Annotated in this window: 21 protein-coding genes; 4 read left to right on the top strand and 17 right to left on the bottom strand. The window is 59.9% G+C overall.

Going from position 1 to position 19550, the window contains the following annotated elements; all coding sequences use genetic code 11:
• From FJ941_RS23730 to ccoN, 14 genes are all read right to left on the bottom strand, one after another.
• Positions 1 to 332: aminotransferase class I/II-fold pyridoxal phosphate-dependent enzyme (locus FJ941_RS23730; protein ID WP_140509375.1), on the bottom strand; the 332-nt coding region annotated here is incomplete at its 3' end.
• Between the two features lie 143 nt (positions 333 to 475).
• A complete protein-coding gene (locus FJ941_RS23725; RefSeq protein WP_140509373.1) occupies positions 476 to 1120 on the bottom strand; it encodes a helix-turn-helix domain-containing protein in 645 nt (214 codons plus the stop codon).
• A gap of 167 nt (positions 1121 to 1287) precedes the next feature.
• On the bottom strand, positions 1288 to 1734 hold the full coding sequence (locus tag FJ941_RS23720; RefSeq protein WP_140509371.1) for a pyridoxamine 5'-phosphate oxidase family protein: 447 nt from the start codon (positions 1732 to 1734) through the stop codon (positions 1288 to 1290).
• 209 nt (positions 1735 to 1943) lie between these two features.
• Positions 1944 to 2381 (bottom strand): DUF2267 domain-containing protein, encoded by a 438-nt coding sequence (locus FJ941_RS23715; protein WP_140509369.1) that lies wholly within the window; start codon positions 2379 to 2381, stop codon positions 1944 to 1946.
• Positions 2382 to 2812: 431 nt separating this feature from the next.
• Positions 2813 to 3427 (bottom strand): response regulator FixJ, encoded by a 615-nt coding sequence (fixJ, locus tag FJ941_RS23705; protein WP_140509367.1) that lies wholly within the window; start codon positions 3425 to 3427, stop codon positions 2813 to 2815.
• Entirely contained in the window at positions 3414 to 4928 is a 1515-nt protein-coding gene (locus tag FJ941_RS23700) for a PAS domain S-box protein (RefSeq protein ID WP_246673962.1), read from the bottom strand. Before FJ941_RS23700 ends, fixJ begins: the two co-directional genes overlap by 14 nt.
• A 299-nt stretch (positions 4929 to 5227) precedes the next feature.
• On the bottom strand, positions 5228 to 5383 hold the full coding sequence (ccoS, locus tag FJ941_RS23695) for a cbb3-type cytochrome oxidase assembly protein CcoS (protein ID WP_140509366.1): 156 nt from the start codon (positions 5381 to 5383) through the stop codon (positions 5228 to 5230).
• Entirely contained in the window at positions 5380 to 7650 is a 2271-nt protein-coding gene (locus tag FJ941_RS23690) for a cation-translocating P-type ATPase (protein WP_140509364.1), read from the bottom strand. The genes ccoS and FJ941_RS23690 overlap by 4 nt, the downstream gene beginning before the upstream one ends.
• Entirely contained in the window at positions 7647 to 8144 is a 498-nt protein-coding gene (locus FJ941_RS23685; RefSeq protein ID WP_140509362.1) for a FixH family protein, read from the bottom strand. Before FJ941_RS23685 ends, FJ941_RS23690 begins: the two co-directional genes overlap by 4 nt.
• Positions 8141 to 9700 carry a cytochrome c oxidase accessory protein CcoG gene (gene ccoG / locus FJ941_RS23680; protein ID WP_181169928.1) on the bottom strand — a complete coding sequence of 520 codons (1560 nt, stop codon included), beginning with the start codon at positions 9698 to 9700 and terminating at the stop codon, positions 8141 to 8143. The genes FJ941_RS23685 and ccoG overlap by 4 nt, the downstream gene beginning before the upstream one ends.
• A gap of 167 nt (positions 9701 to 9867) precedes the next feature.
• On the bottom strand, positions 9868 to 10731 hold the full coding sequence (gene ccoP, locus FJ941_RS23675; protein ID WP_140509358.1) for a cytochrome-c oxidase, cbb3-type subunit III: 864 nt from the start codon (positions 10729 to 10731) through the stop codon (positions 9868 to 9870).
• Between the two features lie 2 nt (positions 10732 to 10733).
• On the bottom strand, positions 10734 to 10883 hold the full coding sequence (locus tag FJ941_RS23670; protein WP_015316364.1) for a cbb3-type cytochrome c oxidase subunit 3: 150 nt from the start codon (positions 10881 to 10883) through the stop codon (positions 10734 to 10736).
• A gap of 9 nt (positions 10884 to 10892) precedes the next feature.
• On the bottom strand, positions 10893 to 11624 hold the full coding sequence (ccoO, locus tag FJ941_RS23665) for a cytochrome-c oxidase, cbb3-type subunit II (protein ID WP_140509356.1): 732 nt from the start codon (positions 11622 to 11624) through the stop codon (positions 10893 to 10895).
• Between the two features lie 12 nt (positions 11625 to 11636).
• The gene (gene ccoN, locus FJ941_RS23660) at positions 11637 to 13247 is read right to left on the bottom strand and encodes a cytochrome-c oxidase, cbb3-type subunit I (RefSeq protein ID WP_140509354.1); all 1611 of its coding nucleotides are present in this window, start codon (positions 13245 to 13247) and stop codon (positions 11637 to 11639) included.
• Between the two features lie 151 nt (positions 13248 to 13398).
• On the opposite strand from ccoN, the gene FJ941_RS23655 reads away from it, so the two are divergent.
• Positions 13399 to 13920, top strand: a complete 522-nt coding sequence (locus FJ941_RS23655; RefSeq protein ID WP_140509352.1) for a hemerythrin domain-containing protein — start codon at positions 13399 to 13401, stop codon at positions 13918 to 13920.
• 96 nt (positions 13921 to 14016) lie between these two features.
• Here the strand turns inward: FJ941_RS23655 and FJ941_RS23650 are convergent, their stop codons facing one another.
• Positions 14017 to 14745, bottom strand: coding sequence for a Crp/Fnr family transcriptional regulator (locus FJ941_RS23650; protein ID WP_140509398.1), 729 nt, complete (start codon positions 14743 to 14745; stop codon positions 14017 to 14019).
• Positions 14746 to 14894: 149 nt separating this feature from the next.
• On the opposite strand from FJ941_RS23650, the gene hemN reads away from it, so the two are divergent.
• The gene (gene hemN / locus FJ941_RS23645) at positions 14895 to 16241 is read left to right on the top strand and encodes an oxygen-independent coproporphyrinogen III oxidase (protein WP_140509396.1); all 1347 of its coding nucleotides are present in this window, start codon (positions 14895 to 14897) and stop codon (positions 16239 to 16241) included.
• 162 nt (positions 16242 to 16403) lie between these two features.
• Here the strand turns inward: hemN and FJ941_RS23640 are convergent, their stop codons facing one another.
• Both FJ941_RS23640 and FJ941_RS23635 read right to left on the bottom strand, forming a co-directional pair.
• On the bottom strand, positions 16404 to 16964 hold the full coding sequence (locus FJ941_RS23640; RefSeq protein ID WP_140509350.1) for a cytochrome b/b6 domain-containing protein: 561 nt from the start codon (positions 16962 to 16964) through the stop codon (positions 16404 to 16406).
• Positions 16965 to 16969: 5 nt separating this feature from the next.
• Entirely contained in the window at positions 16970 to 17248 is a 279-nt protein-coding gene (locus FJ941_RS23635; protein WP_140509349.1) for a PepSY domain-containing protein, read from the bottom strand.
• 174 nt (positions 17249 to 17422) lie between these two features.
• Between FJ941_RS23635 and FJ941_RS23630 the strand changes: the two genes are divergently transcribed.
• Together FJ941_RS23630 and FJ941_RS23625 are read left to right on the top strand one after the other, a co-directional pair.
• Entirely contained in the window at positions 17423 to 18082 is a 660-nt protein-coding gene (locus FJ941_RS23630) for a response regulator transcription factor (RefSeq protein WP_140509347.1), read from the top strand.
• On the top strand, positions 18079 to 19422 hold the full coding sequence (locus FJ941_RS23625; protein ID WP_140509346.1) for an ATP-binding protein: 1344 nt from the start codon (positions 18079 to 18081) through the stop codon (positions 19420 to 19422). The genes FJ941_RS23630 and FJ941_RS23625 overlap by 4 nt, the downstream gene beginning before the upstream one ends.
• The last annotated feature ends 128 nt before the right edge of the window (positions 19423 to 19550 follow it).

Genomic DNA, 19550 nt, shown 5'->3' with positions numbered 1-19550 from the left:
AAGACGAGAGCCGCTTCCTTGCCGTGCAGGTCGGCAAGCTCATGCTCGAGTTCGACCAGCGGGTTGGACGTGCCGGAAATGTTTCGGGTGCCGCCGGCGCCCGAACCCATCCGGCCCGCCGCGTTCTGGAACGCTGCGATCACGTCCGCGTGTTGGCCCATGCCGAGATAGTCGTTGGAGCACCAGACGGTGATTTCCTCGGCGCGGCCGTTGGCACGCCAGATGGCGCGCGGGAACTTGCCCGCGATGCGCTCGAGGTCGGCGAAGACGCGGTAGCGACGCTCGGCATGGAGCTGGTCGATCGCCTCCTCGAAGAAACGCTGGTAATTCATGGGTTCGTTCCCTCCGACCGCGAAACACCTCTGCTGGTCGACGCCATGTGAAATGCTAATGCTCGCGCCGTTTTGATTTCCGTCAAGGGCAGGGCACTCCACGCTCGGCCGAATCGGCATGCCGGTGATCCGAGCCAATCGGCTCATTCGCTGATATTGCGCAAGGTATCGTATCTGACGATCTCGACGTTGCGCAGACCGAGAAGACGTATCGTGCCCTTGTCCTTCAGCTTGGTGAACACGCGCGACACAGTCTCGATCGTGAGGCCCAGATAGTCGCCGATGTCCATCCTCGACATCGGCAGTTCGACAGGCTGCAATCCACCTTGGCGCTCCGCCATATCGAGGAGGAAGGCCGCGACACGTTCGATGGAGCTCTGACGCCCGAGGACCAGGAGATGCTCCTGCGCCCGTATCAGGCCCTTGAGGGCAAGCGGCAGCAGTTTACGCGAGACATCCGCGCCGGCCGCGAGCCGGACAGCACGGAGACCAGTCATGTTGATCGCTTCGGCAAAGAAGTGATGCGTGGCGTCTGCTTCAAAGCCAAAAGTCTCGCCTGCAAGGTGAAAGGCGCTGATCTGCCTGCGACCGTCGGCGAGGAGGCGGTAGAGACGGACGGCCCCGAACTCGACCTGATAGAGGGCTCCGGCCTTTTCGCCCTGGGCATAGATTTCCGAGCCTGCGGGATAGAAGCTGACCGGTTGCGGCTGTGTGCCATCGAATGCCGCGGGAAAGCTCATTTGATCGGATTGCGAAGGCAATACTCTGGAGGCGGTGTAGGCGTGCATGGCTGTTTTCCCCGGTTTTGTCCGTGACACAGCAATCGCGCCAATTCATGTGTTGCGGAATTCGGTTATGTCCCTATGGAGAACTACCTATCCCCCAATCAGCGGGCAGCTTTCAGCCAAATTGCCCGGATCGAGAAAGCAGCCGTACCAAGCCGGCCAAGCGCCAGCTATTCCACGGCTTCCCGACCCGACACCTGCTGCACAAGGAGCCGGAAGAACACATGCGGTGCGCTGTCTGAGACAAGAGGCATGACTGGCTTGAGCGCGCCGGGCTCCCACCAGTTGGAGTGCTTGCTCAACATCGCCCAGGCATGGTCCCGTTCGAGCTTGTGGCCAATCCGATCCGGCAGCTCTTCAAAACGGCCCTCGACGACCACGCTTTTCCATCTGCGTCCTTCACCCTGTTCACCAACCTGAACGGACACCAGCGGATTGGCTCGCATCCATTCGATCTTCTTGCCCGGCATGGAAAACGCATAGAGATGATTGTCGGCGTGGGCGTAGTAGATCGGCACGAGATAGGGTTGCCCGTCCTTGGCGCAAGCCAAGTGGCCAACGCGATTGGCGGTCAAGAACTTCGTGCATTCCAGTACGGAAAGGATCCGGATCAGCATCGGTGCAATCTCCAATCTGTCGTCATGGTCTCTGGGACGGTCTCTGGCGCCCGTCTTGCAAACGGTCAGGAGGGCGAGACCGGCATTGAGGCTTCGGGCTCCACCCGCGCCAGGAGCGTGGCCCAGCGAGACTGCGCTATTGATTCGCAGCCAAAGCTTCTCCCGTTAGGCGCCCAGCTTCCGGCATCCTGTCTGTCGCGGAGCATCGGTCAGTCCGCTGGCCACAGTTCACGAAGCGACTTCTTCATCGAGCTTCGGACCTGCACGATCTCGCCATGCGATATATGGCGGTCGAGAAGCGTGAACACGGCGTTGATAGCGACGTCGAAATCGATCTCGTCGTCATGGCCGAAACTGGCTCTGACGCTCGTGATAAAATAACGCTTCGTTCTCTCGAACGCCGGCGGCGATGGTTTCCAGCCATCGAAGTAAACGCCACGGACCAGGACTGGCAACTGCGCCGATAGATCGGCCATTTCTGCAGGCGACAGCCAGTCGCGCAGTGTACGCAGAACGGATCTCATCAGCCGATAGGCGCTTGGCTCGCTCCAGCCGAGATCCTTGGCCAGTTCGTTGACCCATTGCTGCGCCTGCTGGGCCGCGTGGTTGAAGGTAGCAAACGAGGTATGGGATACGATGTGGTTCATACGATTGTTCCTTGGAAGCCTCCGCCAGTTTTCGCGCCTCGACGAGGTTTGCGCATTGAGTTGGATCAATCTGTAGGAGAAGTCGGCTGCTTGCCAAATGATCACACATCACCTTTTCCGGCGTCCACGCAGCTGCGGATGGCAGCCCGGAATTCTCGAAAAATGATGCAAATCAATGCGCGGCTCGCCGTTTGTGAAGATCGTGCTGCGATGTGGAAGCAAATCCTAAGCGCGCCGTCTGGCTGCGACCTCGAACTGGCCGTCTTTGATGAGGAGGGCGGGCACTCGCTTGTGTTTCCCTGCCGGAAGGCAGACAAAGGCTGGCAGAATGCGGCGACCGGCGCGCTTGTCGACATTCGGCCAACTCATTGGCGCGATTGGCAGGCGGAAAGAACCCCAGCCAGCCATGACAAATCTGTCGGAGGTCCAGCTTAGCTTTTGGATTCCATGATCAACGCCATGCGCACGAGATGTGAAAGGCTGCCGGCCGCCATTTTGCTCATCACGTTGGCACGATGGATCTCGACCGTGCGCGGACTGATGCCCAGGTCGTAGGCTATCGTCTTGTTCGGCAGCCCTGACACGAGCCCGTTGAGGACCTGCCGCTCGCGCTCCGACAAAGTCGACAGGCGACTGCCGATCTCAGCGGATTGAGGGTGCGTGGCGCCCACCTGCTTGCCCCCATCGAGTGCCGAGCGGATCGCGTCGATCAGGATTTGGTCGTCGAATGGCTTTTCGATGAAGTCGGCGGCTCCTTCCTTCATTGCCTGGACGGCGAGGGCAACATCGGCGTGACCTGTCATGACGATTGTCGGAACCGTATGGCCCCGGGCCCTGAGCTGTCGCAGGAACTCGATGCCGTCTATACCAGGCATGCGCACATCAGTGACGATGCATCCTTCGATCTTGCCGGTCATCATGTCGAGAAAGGCCGTTGCCGAATCGTGCAGCCGTACGGCGAAATTCGCCGTGCCAAGAAGGAAACCAAGCGATTTTCGAACGTCCACGTCGTCATCGACCACGTGCACAAGATCATTCCCGGCCATCGGCGACCTCTTCCCTTTCAAGGATGCGCAAGGTGAACCGGAAAGCGGTGCCCTCCGTCGGAACCGCCTCAGCCCATATATGGCCGCCGTGCGATTCGACTATCGTACGGCAAATGGAAAGCCCGACACCCATGCCATGTTTCTTGGTGGTGACGAAGGGCTGGAAAAGCTGGGCCGACACCTCCGGCGCGAGGCCAGGGCCTGTATCAATGACGCTCACCTCGGCCATGCCATCTTCGCGGGCAACGGTCGTGACCTGTAATTCACGGCGCAGCGCGCCTTGCATGGCTTCCACCGCATTGCGCATCAAGTTGAGCAGAACTTGCTGGATCTGGATACGATCGACCAGGACAAGTTCGGCGGCAAGATCCAGCTTGTAGCTGACGAGCAAATCTATTTCCCTTGCGCCGACCAACGCTAGGGATGAGGCCTCCTCGATCAGAGCCGGCAGGCGCTGGACCTGGCGTTCGCTTTCGCCCCTGGCGACGAAATCCCGAAGGTGACGAATGACTTCTCCTGCTCTCAGCGCCTGTTCCGCCGCCTTCTCGACAGCCTCCCGCAGCATCGGTGCACTCGCTTCGGTGCTGCCTTCGAGAAGCCTGCGACTGCCCTTTAGATAGTTCGTGATCGCGGTCAGCGGCTGGTTGATCTCGTGCGCCAGCGTCGATGCCATTTCGCCAAGCGCGGTAAACCGGGCCATGTGAAGCAGTTCCACCTGCTGCTCCTGAATTCTCGCCTCTGCCCTGTGGCGCTCGGTCAGGTCGCGGCAGAAGCCGGTAAAGAATCGTCCAGTTCCGGGATGCATCTCGCCAACGGAAAGTTCCATCGGAAAAGTCGAGCCGTCCTTGCGCATTCCGGTAACGGTGCGGCCGAGCCCAATGATGCGGCGTTCACCGGTCGTGAGATAGCGTTGCAAGTAGGCGTCGTGCTCCTCGCGGTAGGGGGACGGCATGAGAAGATTGACATTCTGACCGATGACTTCGTTTGCCCGATAGCCGAAGAGCGTTTCGGCAGCGGTGCTGAAGGACTGGATATACGCCTGCTCGTCGATAACGACCATCGCATCCGGCACCGTTGCCAGGATCGACCGCAAGTGATCTTCGCGCAGCTGAAGAGCCGCGTTTGCAAAAGAAAGTTCGCTGACATCGGTGCCCTCGATGAAAATGGCGGTGATGTGGCCATCCTCGGCTCTGATAGGCTGGTAGACGAAATCCAGGATGCGCTCTTCGACCTGTTCGTCGTCCCTGTTGCGCAGAGTGACCTTGACCCCTCGGCCCCTGTAGGGCTCACCGGTTTCGTAGACCTGGTCCAACATTTCATACAAGCCTTGGCCTGCAAGCTCGGGCAGGGCCTCGCGCACCGATTTTCCAATGACCTGCCTGTTACCGATCAGCCGTTGATAGGCACCGTTGGTCAATTCGAAAACGTGACCTGGCTCGCGCAACAAGGTCATGAATCCTGGAGCTTGGTCGAACATCTGCGACAACGCCGATTTCAGCATCGCCCCACCTGTCGACAAATCGCGCGCTTCGCTCACATGAAATCCCTGGATTGGTGCCCCGCGGCAAAGCCTAATTAACATCCCTTGCCGTGCAAGCAAAACCAATCGAGCCAGGGTGTTTGGTGTGACCGCTGAGGATTTGAAAATTGCTCTTCGATTAGCATCAAGACGGGCGGCGCCGAGCGGGCGCAATTCATCACGACGATCGACCGCTCCGCGAAAGGCGCCTGACCTGATGTCATGCATCGGCTGGCTTCGGCAGCGATGCCTGGCCTGGTCACCAGCTTGCTTCCAGCCATTCACGGGTTCGGAGCGTCCTCCTGATCAGTCAGAATACGCTCGGGCGCGCCATCAAGATCGTCATACTGACCACTCCTCAGCGCCCACAGGAAGGCCAGCAGGCCCAACGTGCCGAGAAACAGTGCAACTGGTATAAGATAGACGAGTGTCGTCATGGCATTCGTGCCGATGCTTGAAGACCCGAAATCGGGGCTTGTTGGCCCAGTGCGAAGCCATGCAGGCGTAGCGCATTTGCAATGACAAGCAGTGAAGAAATCGACATCGCCGCCGCCGCGATCAGCGGCGTGACGTGACCGAGGATTGCGACAGGCACCGCAACCGCATTGTAGACGATTGCCAAAGCGAGATTCTGCCTGATGAGCCGTCCGGCTTTTCTGGACACCTCCAGCGCGAGCGGAACCGCCAGGAGGCTGTCGCGCAGGAACACAAAGTCCGCGGCGTTGCGGCCGATGTCGGCCGCCGTGGCTGGCGCGATCGAGACATGCGCCGCACTCAATGCGGGCGTATCGTTCAACCCATCGCCAACCATCAGAACCTTGTGCCCTGACTTGGCGAGGGTTTCGATGTGTTCGACCTTGCCGGACGGCAGGAGGCACGAAACGAAGTCGTCGATATCGAGTGTCCGAGCGACTTCAGCACAGGTTCCCGCGGTATCGCCCGACAGCATTTCGACCGACACGCCAGCGCCTTTCAATTGCGCCACGGCAGCCTTGGCGTCGGCGCGTAGCGCATCCTCGAATTCGAAGGTAGCGACAATGGTTCCGTCCTTCGTCAGAACCGTTCCACCATAGCCATGCTTGCCTTCACCTCCGGTTCTGGTTTTCCATCCGGCCCATCCGCGCCGACCCAACCGCCAAGTGCTTCCTTCGGAGATGGCTTCGATTCCGAATCCCGGATGCTCGGTCATGGCATCGAATTTCGACTGCCTGCCGAGAATGGCAGAGCCCTCGATGGCCTTTGAGTAAGGATGGCGAGAGTTTGAGGCGATGTTGGCGGCAATAGCCAACATGTGGGGATCGATTGAGGGCGCGTTGACTAGCCGGGGCTGTCCCTGCGTGAGCGTTCCGGTCTTATCGAACGCCGCTGTGTCAATCGTTGCCAGACGCTCCATTGCCGAGCCATCCTTGACCATGATGCCGCTCTCGAACAGGCGTCGAGCAGCCACCACCTGCACAATTGGCACCGCAAGGCCAAGCGCACAGGGACAAGTGATGATCAGGACCGCGATCGCGATGGTCATCGCCCTGTGCCAGTCGCCTGTGGCGGCCATCCATCCGAGGAATGTCGCAAAGGCGGTGAGGTGGACAACCGGGGCATAGAGTGCCGAGACGCGATCGGCGATCCGGCGATACCTCGCCCGCCCGCCTTCGGCGGCCTCCATCAGCCGAACCATTTCCGCCAGGAAGGAGTCTTTCGCGGCGGCCATGGCCTCGATCGTCAGCGGGCCAGTGAGATTGAGTATGCCGGCCTGGACGATTTCTCCGGGCGATGCCTGTCGCGGCTTGCTCTCGCCGGAGACCAGGGAGCAATCGAGATCCGATGCTCCTTTGAGGATCTTGCCGTCAACCGGAATCCTGTCGCCCGCAGGCACAAGGATCTGCATTCCGGGCTCAATTTCCTCAACGGGCAGGTAATGGCGAGAGCGATCGGCGCGTACGACCATTGCGCCACGCGCGGCAAGCCGCGACAGCCCGTTCACAGCGGTTCGCGCGCGTTCGCGCATGACATGGTCGAGCGTTCTGCCGATCAACAGGAAGAACAGCAACGACACCGAAGCGTCAAAATAGGCGTGAACGCCATGGTTGATTGTTTCGTAGAGGCTCATTGAGTAAGCGAGCGAGACGCCTGCGGCAATCGGCACGTCCATGTTCATGCGACCATGGCGCAATGCATTCAATGCCGAGCGGAAGAATATGCCGCCGGCGAACGCCAGCGCCGGGATGGCGATCAGCGCCGATACCCAATGGAACAAGTCACGCGTTGCACCTTGCGCCCCGGACCAAACCGAGACGGAGAGGAGCATGATGTTGCCGGCGGCAAAGCCGGAAACAGCAACGGCGCGGATCAATTCAGACAGCGTTTCGTCTCGTGCTTCGGCCTGAGGATCGAAGAGGTGGGCCTGATAGCCCAGGTCGGCGAGGACGCTTGCCAGTGGTGGCACCGCACCGTCACGCCAGCGGACGGAGACCCTTTTTGTGGAAAGGTTCACGCGCGCGCTTTCGACCCGATCGAGTGTGCCGAGCGCAGACTCGATGGTTTGGATGCAGGCACCGCAGTGGACCGTTGGCACCGACAGATCGGTTTGATTGATTCCGTCGCCAAGCGCCCGGCTTGCCAGGCGGATCTCCTGGCTTGACGGCAAATTCGCCGTCGGACCACCGAGATCCAGTACGGATTCAGCTCCGGGTGCGCAGCAGCTCATTGGATTTCACCGTGAGCGATGATCAGCCGTCGAACCTCGCGATACGGCTCGGAGAGCCCTGCGTCGGCGTCCACCTCCACAATCCAGACCCCGTCTTTTGGCTGATGGCGCGCCCCGAATTCCTGTGCGTTCCCGGAAGTCAGAATGACTAATTCGTCTTCCTTCTCATAGGCAGGATGGCGAAACATCACCTTGACACTGTGCAACGCAATCGGTTTGCCGGCGGCATCAGCCAAGCTGTAACGGACGTCTCCGTCCGAGATGACAAACAGGCTTTTCCAACCGAGTGCCGCCTGGGCGCGGCCTTGCTCGGCTTTCTTGTTGAATTCCTGACTGGCGACATAGGTGTTCTCGACGACGAGGCCTGTCCAGCTTGTGTTTGCCAGTGTGGCCATCAAGACGTTGACCCCGATGACGACACCGAAGAAAGCCAGGATGACGGCAAGCATATGCCTGCCGGTGAATTCGCGGGGCCGTTGTGTCGCGGTGCTCATTTGCTGATCTCCGGCGCGTTGAAGGTGGCGACGTACTGGTTAGACTCGAATGACGCTTTGTCCTCGGCGACGAACTTGAAGCTCTGCGTTTCCCCCTGAATCCGAGCAGCTGGCATGCGCACAAAAATCTTCAGCATTTTCAGTCGGTCGGGTTCGACAGGAATCGCAAAGGTGCGCCCCGGCGGAAGGTCGCTGCCGACCAGGCTCATTTCGGCGCCGTCGAGCCCGTGTAGCGTGACGACGATTGTCCGCGGCTCTGGAATCATGTTGAGCAGTTTGACCGTGTAGCCATTGCGGATGGCGCCATCGGACAACGTGACGAATTGCGGATTGCGGTCATGAAGGACATTCACTTCGAGCCGGTCCCGCGTCAGCAGCGAGTAGACCAATCCAACTCCAAGCATCGACCACAGGCCCATATAGGCGAAGGTGCGTGGCCGAAAGATTTTCCTCAGATGGAAATGCACAACCTTTTCGGAGAACCGCCCGTCACCGGCCCTGATCAGCGAAGGTGTGATGGGCGACGCTCCCTGAGCCGTGGCCAGAGCCATGTTGGCGTTGTAGTCCGTAAGGGTGGCGTAGGAGATCAGCCCGCGCTCCCTGCCGAGCTTATCCATGACGCCGTCGCACGCGTCGATGCACAGCGCGCAGGTAATGCATTCGAGTTGCTGACCGTCGCGGATATCGATGCCCATCGGGCAGACGGCGACGCAGGCGTTGCAATCGACACAGTCCCCGGTTGGAAGGCCGGCTGCCTGGGCTTTTTTGGCATGCCGCGAACGCGGCTCGCCCCGCCAGTCATTGTAGGTGACCGTCAGCGAACTCTCGTCGAGCATGGCTGCCTGGATCCGCGGCCAAGGGCACATGTACGTGCACACCTGTTCGCGCATCAGCCCGCCGAAAGTGTAGGTAGTCGCTGTCAGGATGCCGATCGTGCCATAGGCGACGGCTGCCGCGGTCCCGGTGAAGACCTCCCGCAGGAGTGTTGGGGCATCGGCGAAGTAGAATATCCATGCTCCACCTGTCGCCACCGCTATGACCAGCCAGATTAGGTGTTTGGCCGTACGAAGTGCGAGTTTGCGAGCTGTCCACGAGCCAGCGTCAAGTTTCATGCGCGCATTGCGATCTCCCTCGATCGCGCGTTCTACGACAAGAAACAGATCGACCCATACCGTCTGCGGGCAAGCGTAGCCGCACCAGGCGCGGCCGACTGTTGACGTGAGCAGGAAGAGGCCGACCCCGGCCATCACGAGCAGCCCGGCGACGTAGTAGAATTCCTGCGGCCAGATCTCGATGAAGAAGAAGTAGAAGCGGCGGTTCGCGAGGTCCACCAGAACCGCCTGGTCTGGCGCGTAAGCGCCGCGATCCCACCGCAGCCATGGTGTCAGGTAATAGATGCCGAGGGTAACGGCCATCACCAGCCATTTGAACTGGCGAAAGCGACCAGCAGCGCGCTTGGGAAAGATCTTCTTGCGTGCGGCGTAAAGCGGCTGCCGTGTCTTGGCGGAATTGACCGGCTCTGCCTCAAGCCGTTCTATCTGTGTTTGGTCCAGCACCGGTATCTCCAGACGCGTAGCTTATGATCTGGATAGGTTTGACGCATGGTGGCCCGGACTTCGTTGACGCAAGTCAATCCGCCAGCGGTCAACAAAACAGTCGAGGCCCGGCACGGCCGGGCCTCGTCGCTTTGGCGGCGAAGGGCAGGGAATAGACCCCCCGTTTCCTATTCCCCACCGCCAAGCGAATGGATGTAAACGGCGAGTTCCTTGACCTTGGTTTCACCCAGGCGCGCTCCCCAGGCAGGCATCACACCCTGCCTGGGCGCGCGGACCTGTGCCGCGATCGCGCTCTCGCCGGAGCCATAGAGCCAGATCGCGTCTGTCAGGTCAGGCGCACCCACTTCGCGGTTACCTTTGGCATTGTCACCGTGGCATGCGGCACAGCTCTCCGCGAACACCTTGGCGCCCGGAGCGATCAAGGCGGAGTTTTCGACGCTGCCGGACAAGCTGGCGACGAAAGTGCTGACCTGCGCGATCTGTTCCGCTGTAAGGACTTCGGCGAAGGCCGGCATCTCCGAAACCCTCGTGTCGGCGTCCGGGACAAAGCGGATGCCGTGTGTGATGGTCTGCTGGATCTGGTCCGGTTTGCCGCCCCAAAGCCAATCGTCGTCATTGAGGTTGGGAAAGCCCTTCGATCCCGCGGCGCCGGACCCGTGGCATTGGGTGCAATTGACCTTGAATGCGGCTCCGCCGGCTGCGACCGCAAACTCGCGCAAAGTGTCATTCGCCAGAATTTCAGATACGGATTTCGATTGCACTGCCGCCACATATTTGTCTTTGGCAGCGTCGGCGGCGGCAAGCTCGTTCTTGACCTCATTTCGGCTGGAATAGCCAAGCACGCCCTTCGTGGCAGAGCTCAGCATCGGCCACGCCGGATAGGCGATCGTATAGCCGATGGCCCAGACGATGGTGATGTAGAAGGTAATGACCCACCATCGCGGGAGGGGATTGTTGAGCTCCCTGATCCCGTCCCATTCATGGCCAGTCGTGGAGACGCCCGACACATCGTCGATATGTTCATCACTCATGGTCAGTCGTCCTTCAGGGGGATTCGGGCTGCTTCGTCTGCCTGACTCTTGCCACCTGGCCGCAGCGCGAAGACGATCGCCCCGACAAAGAACAGGGCCATGAAAAGGAGAACCCAACTGTCGGCGAATTGCCGCATCGCGTTGTAATCCATTGCTTTTTCCTAACGGTATCCTGCGGATTCGTCGTAGTTCTTGAAATCGACCAACGTGCCGAGCATCTGCAGGTAAGCGACCAGCGCGTCCATCTCGGTGACCTGGGCTGGGTTGCCGTCGAAATCGCCGACCTTGGCTTTGGGATAGCGCTTCTCGAGCGCCGTCGTGTCGGCGGCAGGATCAGCCTGGGCCTTCAGATCGGCATTAGCGTTCGCTATCATCTCGGCCGTGTAGGGAACGCCGACATCAGCGTTCGCGACGAGATGTGTTGAAAAGTCTTTGACGTCGAGCGGTGTATCCTTCAGGAACCCATAGCTCGGCATGATCGATTCAGGCACGACCGACTGCGGGTTTGTCAGGTGCTGTGTGTGCCACTCGTTGGAATATCGATCGCCAACACGCGCCAGATCCGGACCGGTACGTTTTGAACCCCACTGAAAGGGATGGTCGTACATCGACTCCGCCGCCAGGCTATAGTGCCCATACCGCTCGACCTCGTCGCGGAACGGCCTGATCATCTGGCTGTGGCAGAGGTAACAGCCTTCGCGCACGTAGATGTTGCGGCCGACCAGCTCCAGCGGCGAGTAGGGCCGCATGCCTTCGACCTTCTCTATCGTGTTGTCGAGATAGAAAAGCGGTGCGATCTCGACGATGCCGCCTATTGTGACGACCAGCAGCGAGCCGACCAGAAGAAGTGTCGCGTTCTTCTCGATGACCGAGTGTTTGTCCATCAAGCTCATGGGAATGGCTCCTTACTGCGCGGGCTGAAGGGTCGGGATTGAGCCCGGCATGGGAGCCTCCTGGCGTTGGTGACCGAGGATCGTCATGGTGATGTTCCAGGCCATGATCAGCGTGCCTGAGAGATACATCGCTCCGCCGATGGCACGCATCACGTAGTAGGGATGCATGGCGGCCACGGATTCGGCGAAGGAATAGACCAGGAAGCCCTGCTCGTCGTATTCGCGCCACATCAGGCCCTGCATGATGCCGGAGACCCACATCACGGCCGCGTAGACCACGATGCCAAGTGTCGCCAGCCAGAAATGCCAGGTGACGAGGCGCAGCGAATAGAGACGTTCGCGGTTCCACAGCTTCGGAACCATGTAGTAGAGTGCGCCGAACGAGATCAGGCCGACCCAGCCAAGCGCACCCGAGTGAACATGACCGATCGTCCAGTCGGTGTAGTGGGACAGTGAATTCACCGACTTGATGGACATCATCGGGCCTTCGAAGGTCGACATGCCGTAGAATGCGATCGCCGCGACCATCATGCGGATGATGGGATCCGTGCGGATCTTGTCCCAGGCGCCCGACAGCGTCATCAGGCCGTTGATCATGCCTCCCCAGGACGGCATCCAGAGCATGATCGAGAACACCATGCCGAGGGTCTGCGCCCAGTCGGGCAGGGCAGTGTAATGCAGGTGATGCGGACCAGCCCAGATGTAGAGGAAGATCAGCGCCCAGAAGTGGATGATCGACAGCCGGTAGGAGTAGACCGGCCTGTTAGCCTGCTTGGGCACGAAGTAATACATCATGCCCAGAAAGCCGGCCGTCAGGAAGAACCCGACCGCGTTGTGGCCGTACCACCATTGCGTCAGGGCATCCTGGACGCCTGAGAATGCCGAGTAGCTTTTTGAACCCAGGAACGAGGCGGGCATCGACAGGTTGTTGACGACATGCAGCATCGCGATGGTCACGATGAAGGACAGGTAGAACCAGTTGGCGACGTAGATATGCGGTTCCTTGCGCTTCAGGATGGTGCCGAGGAACAGGATGAGATAGGCGACCCAGACTATGGTCAGCCAGATGTCGACGTACCATTCGGGTTCGGCATATTCCCGGGATTCGGTGATGCCGAGCAGGTAGCCGGTAGCGGCCATGACGATGAAGAGCTGATAGCCCCAGAACACAAACCAGGCCAGATTGCCGCCGAACAGCCGCGCGCGGCAGGTGCGTTGGACGACATATAATGATGTGCACAGAAGCGCGTTGCCGCCAAAGGCGAAGACGACGCCCGACGTGTGCACCGGGCGCAGGCGGCCGAAGTTGAACCATGGCTGGATGTTGAGCTGCGGATAGGCCAGTTGTAGCGCAATGATCACGCCGACAAGCATGCCGACGACACCCCAGAACACGGTGGCGATGGCGCCATAGCGGATGGGCCCGTCCAAATAGGCCGATGGATCGATCGGGGTAACGGGTGCGAAGTTCGAGTTGCGGAGCAAAATGGCGGTGAAGCCGAGTAGTACGAAAAACAGCACCCACATATGTTGCCGGAAGGGCTCGTCCGTGCCGAAGCCTGCCGCCGCCAGAGCGGCGAATGCGAACAAGCCCAAGACGAAGATTTCTCTGCCGAATTTCATGACGTGTCCCCGAGCGCGGATCTGATGTGCGGATGTGAACCCTCTGCCGCATCAATTCCGCGACTGGCCGCCCGGCGCCTTGATCCATGTCAAAGTCCACACTTCGCCAGTCGGACAATCTTGCGCATTGGTTTCATGCGCGGAGGTTCCGATGGCCCGTGGCAAATCGTCAGTTGTCGTCAGGTGCGACAAACCGGAAGCCTGTCCGGTCGTTGAAGCATGCGTTCAAGGTGGGCGCGTACCGTGTCTGGACGTTCCTCGCTGGCATGATCAAAAAATGCGCCTATGCGACGAGCTGGAGGCTATTGCCGACGGATTGCCTTCCCGGGTGGATCGGCTGAAATGCCTTCTGGTCGCAAATGAGCTCGTGCCTTTGCTGCGTAGAAGCCACGCTTATGAGGAAGAACATATCTTCCCGGCGTTTGCGCATGACAGCATCAATGAAGGCGCTCGAGGTGCCTCCATACGCCGCCTCAAAGCCGAGCATGTCGAGGACGAGTGTTCGGCCCAGGATCTGACGGACACTCTGCTTGAGATCGGGCATGGAGCCGTCATCGCCAACCCCGAAGCGCTCGGCTTCATGCTGCGCGGCTTCTTTGACAGCATGCGCCGGCACGTGGCCTTTGAAAGGGAGCATGTGCTTCCGCTGATTCCCGCAAGCGAGGTCGGCTAAAGCGCGTCGCGTCGAAACGGATTCATGCGACGCGCTTTTTCTCTGTTTCTATGCATGTCGTTGTCTCAGAACCGGGCCACTTTTGAGCGACTTGCATCAGGCGCCGGAACGTTGTTCCAGGCGGTTCATGTTCTCCACGAAAACGTGACGGTTGTTCTCGATACGGATCACTTCGTCAGCGCGCAGCCTGGTCAGCTGACGGCTGACCGTCTCTATTGTCAGGCCGAGAAAGTCGGCGATATCGGACCGCGTCAACGGTAGGTCGAATGTCGCCGATCCGGTGTCTTGGGCATTGGTCGGATCAATGTTCGTTGCAATCATGAGCAGGAAGCTTGCCACTTTTTCCGAAGCCGTCTTGCGCCCGAGCGTCACCATCCAGTCACGGGCCTGGTCGAGTTCCTTGAGTGTCTGTTTGAGCAGGCGGTGTTCCAGCTCAGGCGACACTTTCATCATTCGCTCGATTGCCGTCTTTGGAAAAGAACACAGGGAAACATCCGTCGCGGCCTCGGCGTTGATCGAACTTTCGAGCTTGAATGGACGCCCCAGAAAATCGGGCGCGAACTGAAGGCCGACGATCTGCTGGCGCCCGTCCGAAAGAGTCTTGGTCAGCTTCACCACGCCCGAAAGCACGTTCGAAAAGCTGTCGATCGCCTCGGCGTCGCCAACCAGTTCGGTTCCGGGCTGAACGCTGTGCTTGGAAGAGTTTCTCGCCAGGTCGACCAACTGATCCGGATCGAGCGCACCACAGACGCCGCGATGCCGTGCTTCGCAAGATTGGCAGAGCACCGGAATGTCGGAGTTGTGAACGTCACGTCGCACGGCCATCGCATCACCTGTCATCGGATGCCGCCAGACAGCATCGCTTTTTCGACCATGGTTGCGTCAGTTTTTTCCCGGCACCTTGATCAAAATCAAAGCTCCGGCAGCCAGATGAGACCTAATTGGAGGCCATGCAAAAGCCAGAGACCTGCGAGTTGAGACCGGACCTGACCGCCAGTTTGGGCGAGAACGTGCCGCGTTACACCAGCTACCCGACCGCGCCGCATTTCCATGCGGGGATCGACGACATGGTCGTTCGCGGCTGGCTGCAGACAATCGGCGCCGGCGACGAAATATCGCTCTATTTGCACATCCCTTATTGCGACAAGCTATGCTGGTTCTGTGCCTGCCATACCAAGCAGACGCGCCACTACGCGCCTGTGGCGAGTTTCCTTCGCTCCCTGCACAGCGAAATCGAGACGGTCGCGGAGCTCCTCAGCGGCAAAGGCAGGGTGCGCGCGGTCCATTTCGGCGGCGGCTCACCGACCATGCTGACACCCGATGACCTTGTGGCTCTTGGAAGACGCCTGCGAGCCGAGTTCGAGTTTCTTGCCGATGCGACCGTCAGTGTCGAGATAGAGCCCAATGACATGGACGAGGCACGCCTGGATGCGCTGGCGCAAATTGGCATGACGAGGGCGAGCCTCGGTGTGCAGGATTTCGATCCCAGGGTGCAGAAGGCGATCAATCGCGAGCAGAGTTTTCTACAGACCAAGCAGGTGGTGGACGGCGTGCGCTCGCGCGGCACGAAATCCGTCAACCTCGATCTGCTCTATGGTCTGCCACATCAGACGCTGCAAAGCATCGCCACGACAGTTGAACAGGCGTTGACACTGGCGCCCGACAGAGTGGCGCTTTTCGGCTACGCGCATGTGCCGTGGTTCAAAAAGCATCAGACGATGATCGATGAGGTCTGGTTGCCGGATCCGGCCCAACGCCTCGGACAATCACAACTTGCCGCGGAGATGATTGAAACGGCCGGCTACCAAGCCGTCGGGCTCGATCATTTCGCCAAGCCCGGCGATTCGCTGGCAATAGCGGCAGCGACGGGCAAATTGCGCCGCAATTTCCAAGGCTATACCGAGGATCAATGTGAAACCTTGATCGGGTTCGGACCTTCCTCGATCAGCCGATACAAGCAGGGTTACGCACAGAACATCGTGGCCACTGGCGAATATGAGAAGGTAGTCGATGGCCGGCGATTGGCGACGGCACACGGCGTGCGACTCAGCCTCGATGACCAGGCGAGGGCCTGGATAATCGAGCGACTGATGTGCGATTTTTCCTTCCCGGCTATCGAACTTGTCGAGTGCTTCGGCGATGTTGGGCAGGGATTGCTTCTTCAGGCCAGTCGGCTTGGCAATGCCGGCTCGAGGCTGCTTGAACTCAAGGGCGATCATTTTGTCGTGCCGATAGAGTGCCGTCCTCTCGTCAGGACAATTGCGGCCAAATTTGACAAGTATCTCCAAGCCGGAACGGCCAGGCACTCCGTCGCGGTCTGAGCGTTCGGCGTGCCCACCCATTCCGAAGATCGAATTCGGGCAACTCGCTCGGCTTTTCACGGATTATTTCGACGGGATCCATCGGATGGAAGATCGGCGGGCTCCTGAATTCAGGAGGCTCACGCCATGACGCTGTTAGGGCGACGCGATCCGCCGGTTTGTTCAAGTCGCGTCGCCTGGTTCGGGCGCCCGCTTCTTACCCGTAACCATCGAGCGAACGAGGTTCTCGTGATGACGCAGGCTGGCAAGAAGCACCCCGGCAAGGTGCAGTCCAACCATAAGGAGGACCGTGTTGCCAAGCAACTGATGGAGTGTCTGCAACCAGCCGACGCCCCAAAAAGCGTCAGTGGTCTGCAGCCAGCCGGTCAGGGCTATGCCGCAGATCGTGACAAGCAGCGCCAGCACCATGGCGGCGCCCGCCGGGTTATGTCCGAGATATCGTTTTTCGCGATGCGCCGCGATGTCGCAGAGATAGGACGTCACGGCGCTTGGGCTACGCACGAATTGGGCAAATCGGGTGTACCTGGAGCCGACGATGCCGGCCAGAAGCCGCGAGGCGACCAGCGCGATCGCACTGTAGCCGGCGAGTTCATGAACCTTCACGATCAGCCCCGACGACAGCCACGCCACCGTCACGCTCAACACCAGCGCCCAGTGAAACAGGCGAACATAAGGACTCCAGACCTTGACCATGTTCCGGCGGGAGGAAACGGTGGCGTTCATGTCGATCAGCCTTCGTCGCCGTCGGCGTCGCTGCCGACCGGAGCCAACGTCTTGGGATCGAACATGGTCTCGACCCGCTTGCCTTTGCCGTCGACCGCATAGGCTTCGTAACAGCCGCTTTCCGACTTGATGTTGCGCACCGTCCAGCCCTGGGCCTCGAGTTTGCTCTGCAGCGCCTCTGCCGACTGCCACTGGTCGGCAGGTACATCGCACTTGTTGCCGGCAAAGGCGGTTGCGGTTCCGGCTGCGCTGAGCAGCAGGGTGGCGAAAATCATCGTCTTCATCTTCAAGTCTCCATCGGCCAATTCCGATGCGGCCAACATCACGGTGCAAGCTGACAGCAACCTGAATGCGAAGCGCAATTCGAGATCCGGGCCTCGGGGGCGTTCAGGTTGGTGTAAGGTTTTCGGTGCAACGAGCACCGCGTCCGATACGGACAGGACAGGGATGGAGAAGAGGTGCGGGTTCTTTTAATCGAAGACGATCGGATTCTTGGCGAAGCGGTTCGCGACCACGTCGCCGCCGCCAGCCATGCGGTCGATTGGTCGAAGACGCTTGACGAGGCCCGCACCTGCCTGGCTGTCATTTCATATCAGCTCATTCTGCTCGATCTCCAACTCCCTGATGGGAGGGGGCAGGATTTCTTGAAGGCCCTGCGACGCGATGGAACCGATACGCCGGTGATCATCCTCACGGCGCGGGACCAACTCTCGGATCGCATCGAGGGTCTGAACAGCGGCGCCGACGATTACCTCGTCAAGCCATTCGATCTCGAAGAGCTGTCGGCACGGCTGCAAGCGGTGGCTCGCCGTTATACCGGCAAACCCAATCCAATTGTCCGCTTTGGCAAGGTCGAGATCGACTTGGCACGACGCGACATCACCGTCGACGGCAACTCCACCTCGCTTACCGGCCGCGAGTGGGCGGTGCTGGAACAGTTTCTGCAGCGACCGGGCGCCATTGTGAGCAAGGCTCAGATCGAAGACGCGCTCTATGCGTTCGGCGCGGAGATCGAAAGCAATGCGGTGGAGGTGTACATAAGTCGTTTGCGCCGCAAGATTGGCAGCGACACCATCCGCACCGTGCGCGGCGTCGGCTACCGTGGGATGGCCCAATGAACGGTCGTACAAGTCTGGTGCGCCGGCTGGTCGTCGCTATCAGCGCGGTGATGGTGGTTTACGGCCTTGTGGCGGCCATCGCCGGCGGCATCACCCTGCATCGCGAAATCAACGAAGCCATGGACGTCGCCATGAGAGAGGCAGCCAGAAGACTGCTGCCGGTAGTGGTAGACGATCTCATCGGGAAGGATGCCCAGGCTGCGCCGCGGGTTTTTGCGGAAGCCGACAATGACGAGGACGGCGACCGGCTGGTCGTCCAGGTTCGCGACAAGCAGGGCTTGGTGCTGCTGCATTCAAATCACGCGCCATCATCGCCGCTTTCGCTGATCCCAGTTCCCGGTTTCACCGAGAACAAGGGATGGCGTATCTATACCGAAGCGGCGGTGAGCGGGACGATTTTCATCCAGATTGCCGAGCTTGAAAGCCGTCGAGACGAGGAGACACTGGAAGCCGCATTCGGCTTCCTGCTGCCCCTGGTCCTGCTCACGCCACTGGCGGCGATCGTCTGTTGGCTGATCCTGGAGCGTTCCCTGCGTCCCGTTCTGACGTTGCGCAGCGAGATCGCTAACCGCCACGGCGACAATCTGGCATCGATCCGCACCGAAGACCTTCCACTGGAACTGGCCGCCATCGCCAAGTCCGTGAACAGCCTGATGCGGCGGCTTGGAATGGCTCTGTCGGCAGAAAGGGAATTCACAGCCAATGCGGCGCACGAATTACGCACACCTATAGCCGGTGCCCTGGCGCAAGCAGAGCGCCTGCTCGCCGAAGCACCTGACCTCAACGTCGGCAACCGCGCCCGTCAGATCAGGGCGTCACTCGCCAATCTTGCCCGGCTTTCGGAAAAGCTGATGCAACTGGCAAGGGCAGATGCCGGCGTTGCGGCGGCATCACAGCCGGTCGACCTTGGCTCGGTCGCTGCCCTTGTCGTCGAAGAGTTCGGTCGGAGCGCTGGGGGTCAGGGCGAGATCGACCTTGTTAGACCCAGCGAGGATGCACCAATGGTCGAAATCGACCAGGATGCGCTCGCGATCGTCATCCGCAATCTGGTCGAAAACGCGGTACGACATGGCGCATCGGGCAAGCCGGTAAAGATCTCCATCGGCAAGGATGCCAGCTTGCGCGTCATCAATGAATGCCCGGTAATTCCGGCGGCGGAACTCGGCGGCTTGACGCAGCGTTTCGCGCGACGTGCTTCTCCGGCAGACGGATCGGGCCTGGGTCTCGCCATCGTCAGCAACATCGTCCAGCAGGTCGGCGGAACACTGATCTTGAGGTCGCCGGCCTCAGGCATGAAGGATGGATTTGAGGCTTCGATTCAACTGGTCAAATCCGGTTAGGGGCGGTTCATAGTCTCGCACAATGGCCAACCTGCTCTAAGTCTTTGTTTATACGCCATTCCAGACGGAAAACCGCTGCGACTTGAATTGCCGTAGGCGCATTGACCAAACGGCAGTTGCAGCCTTGG

The sequence above is a fragment of the Mesorhizobium sp. B2-3-13 genome (assembly GCF_006442195.1).
Taxonomy (GTDB): Bacteria; Pseudomonadota; Alphaproteobacteria; order Rhizobiales; family Rhizobiaceae; genus Mesorhizobium; species Mesorhizobium salmacidum.
Note: the sequence above shows the minus strand (reverse complement) of the source record. Positions and strands in the feature narration are given on the sequence as shown.

Bases quoted from the DNA above. Each gene is read 5' to 3' on its own strand.
- FJ941_RS23690 (WP_140509364.1), bottom strand. From the start codon at position 7,650: ATGAGCTGCTGCGCACCCGGAGCTGAATCCGTACTGGATCTCGGTGGT.
- ccoO (WP_140509356.1), bottom strand. From the start codon at position 11,624: ATGAGCTTGATGGACAAACACTCGGTCATCGAGAAGAACGCGACACTT.
- ccoN (WP_140509354.1), bottom strand. From the start codon at position 13,247: ATGAAATTCGGCAGAGAAATCTTCGTCTTGGGCTTGTTCGCATTCGCC.
- FJ941_RS23650 (WP_140509398.1), bottom strand. From the start codon at position 14,745: ATGGCCGTGCGACGTGACGTTCACAACTCCGACATTCCGGTGCTCTGC.
- FJ941_RS23635 (WP_140509349.1), bottom strand. From the start codon at position 17,248: ATGAAGACGATGATTTTCGCCACCCTGCTGCTCAGCGCAGCCGGAACC.
- FJ941_RS23640 (WP_140509350.1), bottom strand. From the start codon at position 16,964: ATGAACGCCACCGTTTCCTCCCGCCGGAACATGGTCAAGGTCTGGAGT.
- FJ941_RS23725 (WP_140509373.1), bottom strand. From the start codon at position 1,120: ATGCACGCCTACACCGCCTCCAGAGTATTGCCTTCGCAATCCGATCAA.
- FJ941_RS23720 (WP_140509371.1), bottom strand. From the start codon at position 1,734: ATGCTGATCCGGATCCTTTCCGTACTGGAATGCACGAAGTTCTTGACC.
- FJ941_RS23670 (WP_015316364.1), bottom strand. From the start codon at position 10,883: ATGGATTACAACGCGATGCGGCAATTCGCCGACAGTTGGGTTCTCCTT.
- FJ941_RS23715 (WP_140509369.1), bottom strand. From the start codon at position 2,381: ATGAACCACATCGTATCCCATACCTCGTTTGCTACCTTCAACCACGCG.
- ccoP (WP_140509358.1), bottom strand. From the start codon at position 10,731: ATGAGTGATGAACATATCGACGATGTGTCGGGCGTCTCCACGACTGGC.
- FJ941_RS23700 (WP_246673962.1), bottom strand. From the start codon at position 4,928: ATGCTGAAATCGGCGTTGTCGCAGATGTTCGACCAAGCTCCAGGATTC.
- ccoS (WP_140509366.1), bottom strand. From the start codon at position 5,383: ATGACGACACTCGTCTATCTTATACCAGTTGCACTGTTTCTCGGCACG.
- FJ941_RS23655 (WP_140509352.1), top strand. From the start codon at position 13,399: ATGGCCCGTGGCAAATCGTCAGTTGTCGTCAGGTGCGACAAACCGGAA.
- FJ941_RS23685 (WP_140509362.1), bottom strand. From the start codon at position 8,144: ATGAGCACCGCGACACAACGGCCCCGCGAATTCACCGGCAGGCATATG.
- fixJ (WP_140509367.1), bottom strand. From the start codon at position 3,427: ATGGCCGGGAATGATCTTGTGCACGTGGTCGATGACGACGTGGACGTT.
- FJ941_RS23625 (WP_140509346.1), top strand. From the start codon at position 18,079: ATGAACGGTCGTACAAGTCTGGTGCGCCGGCTGGTCGTCGCTATCAGC.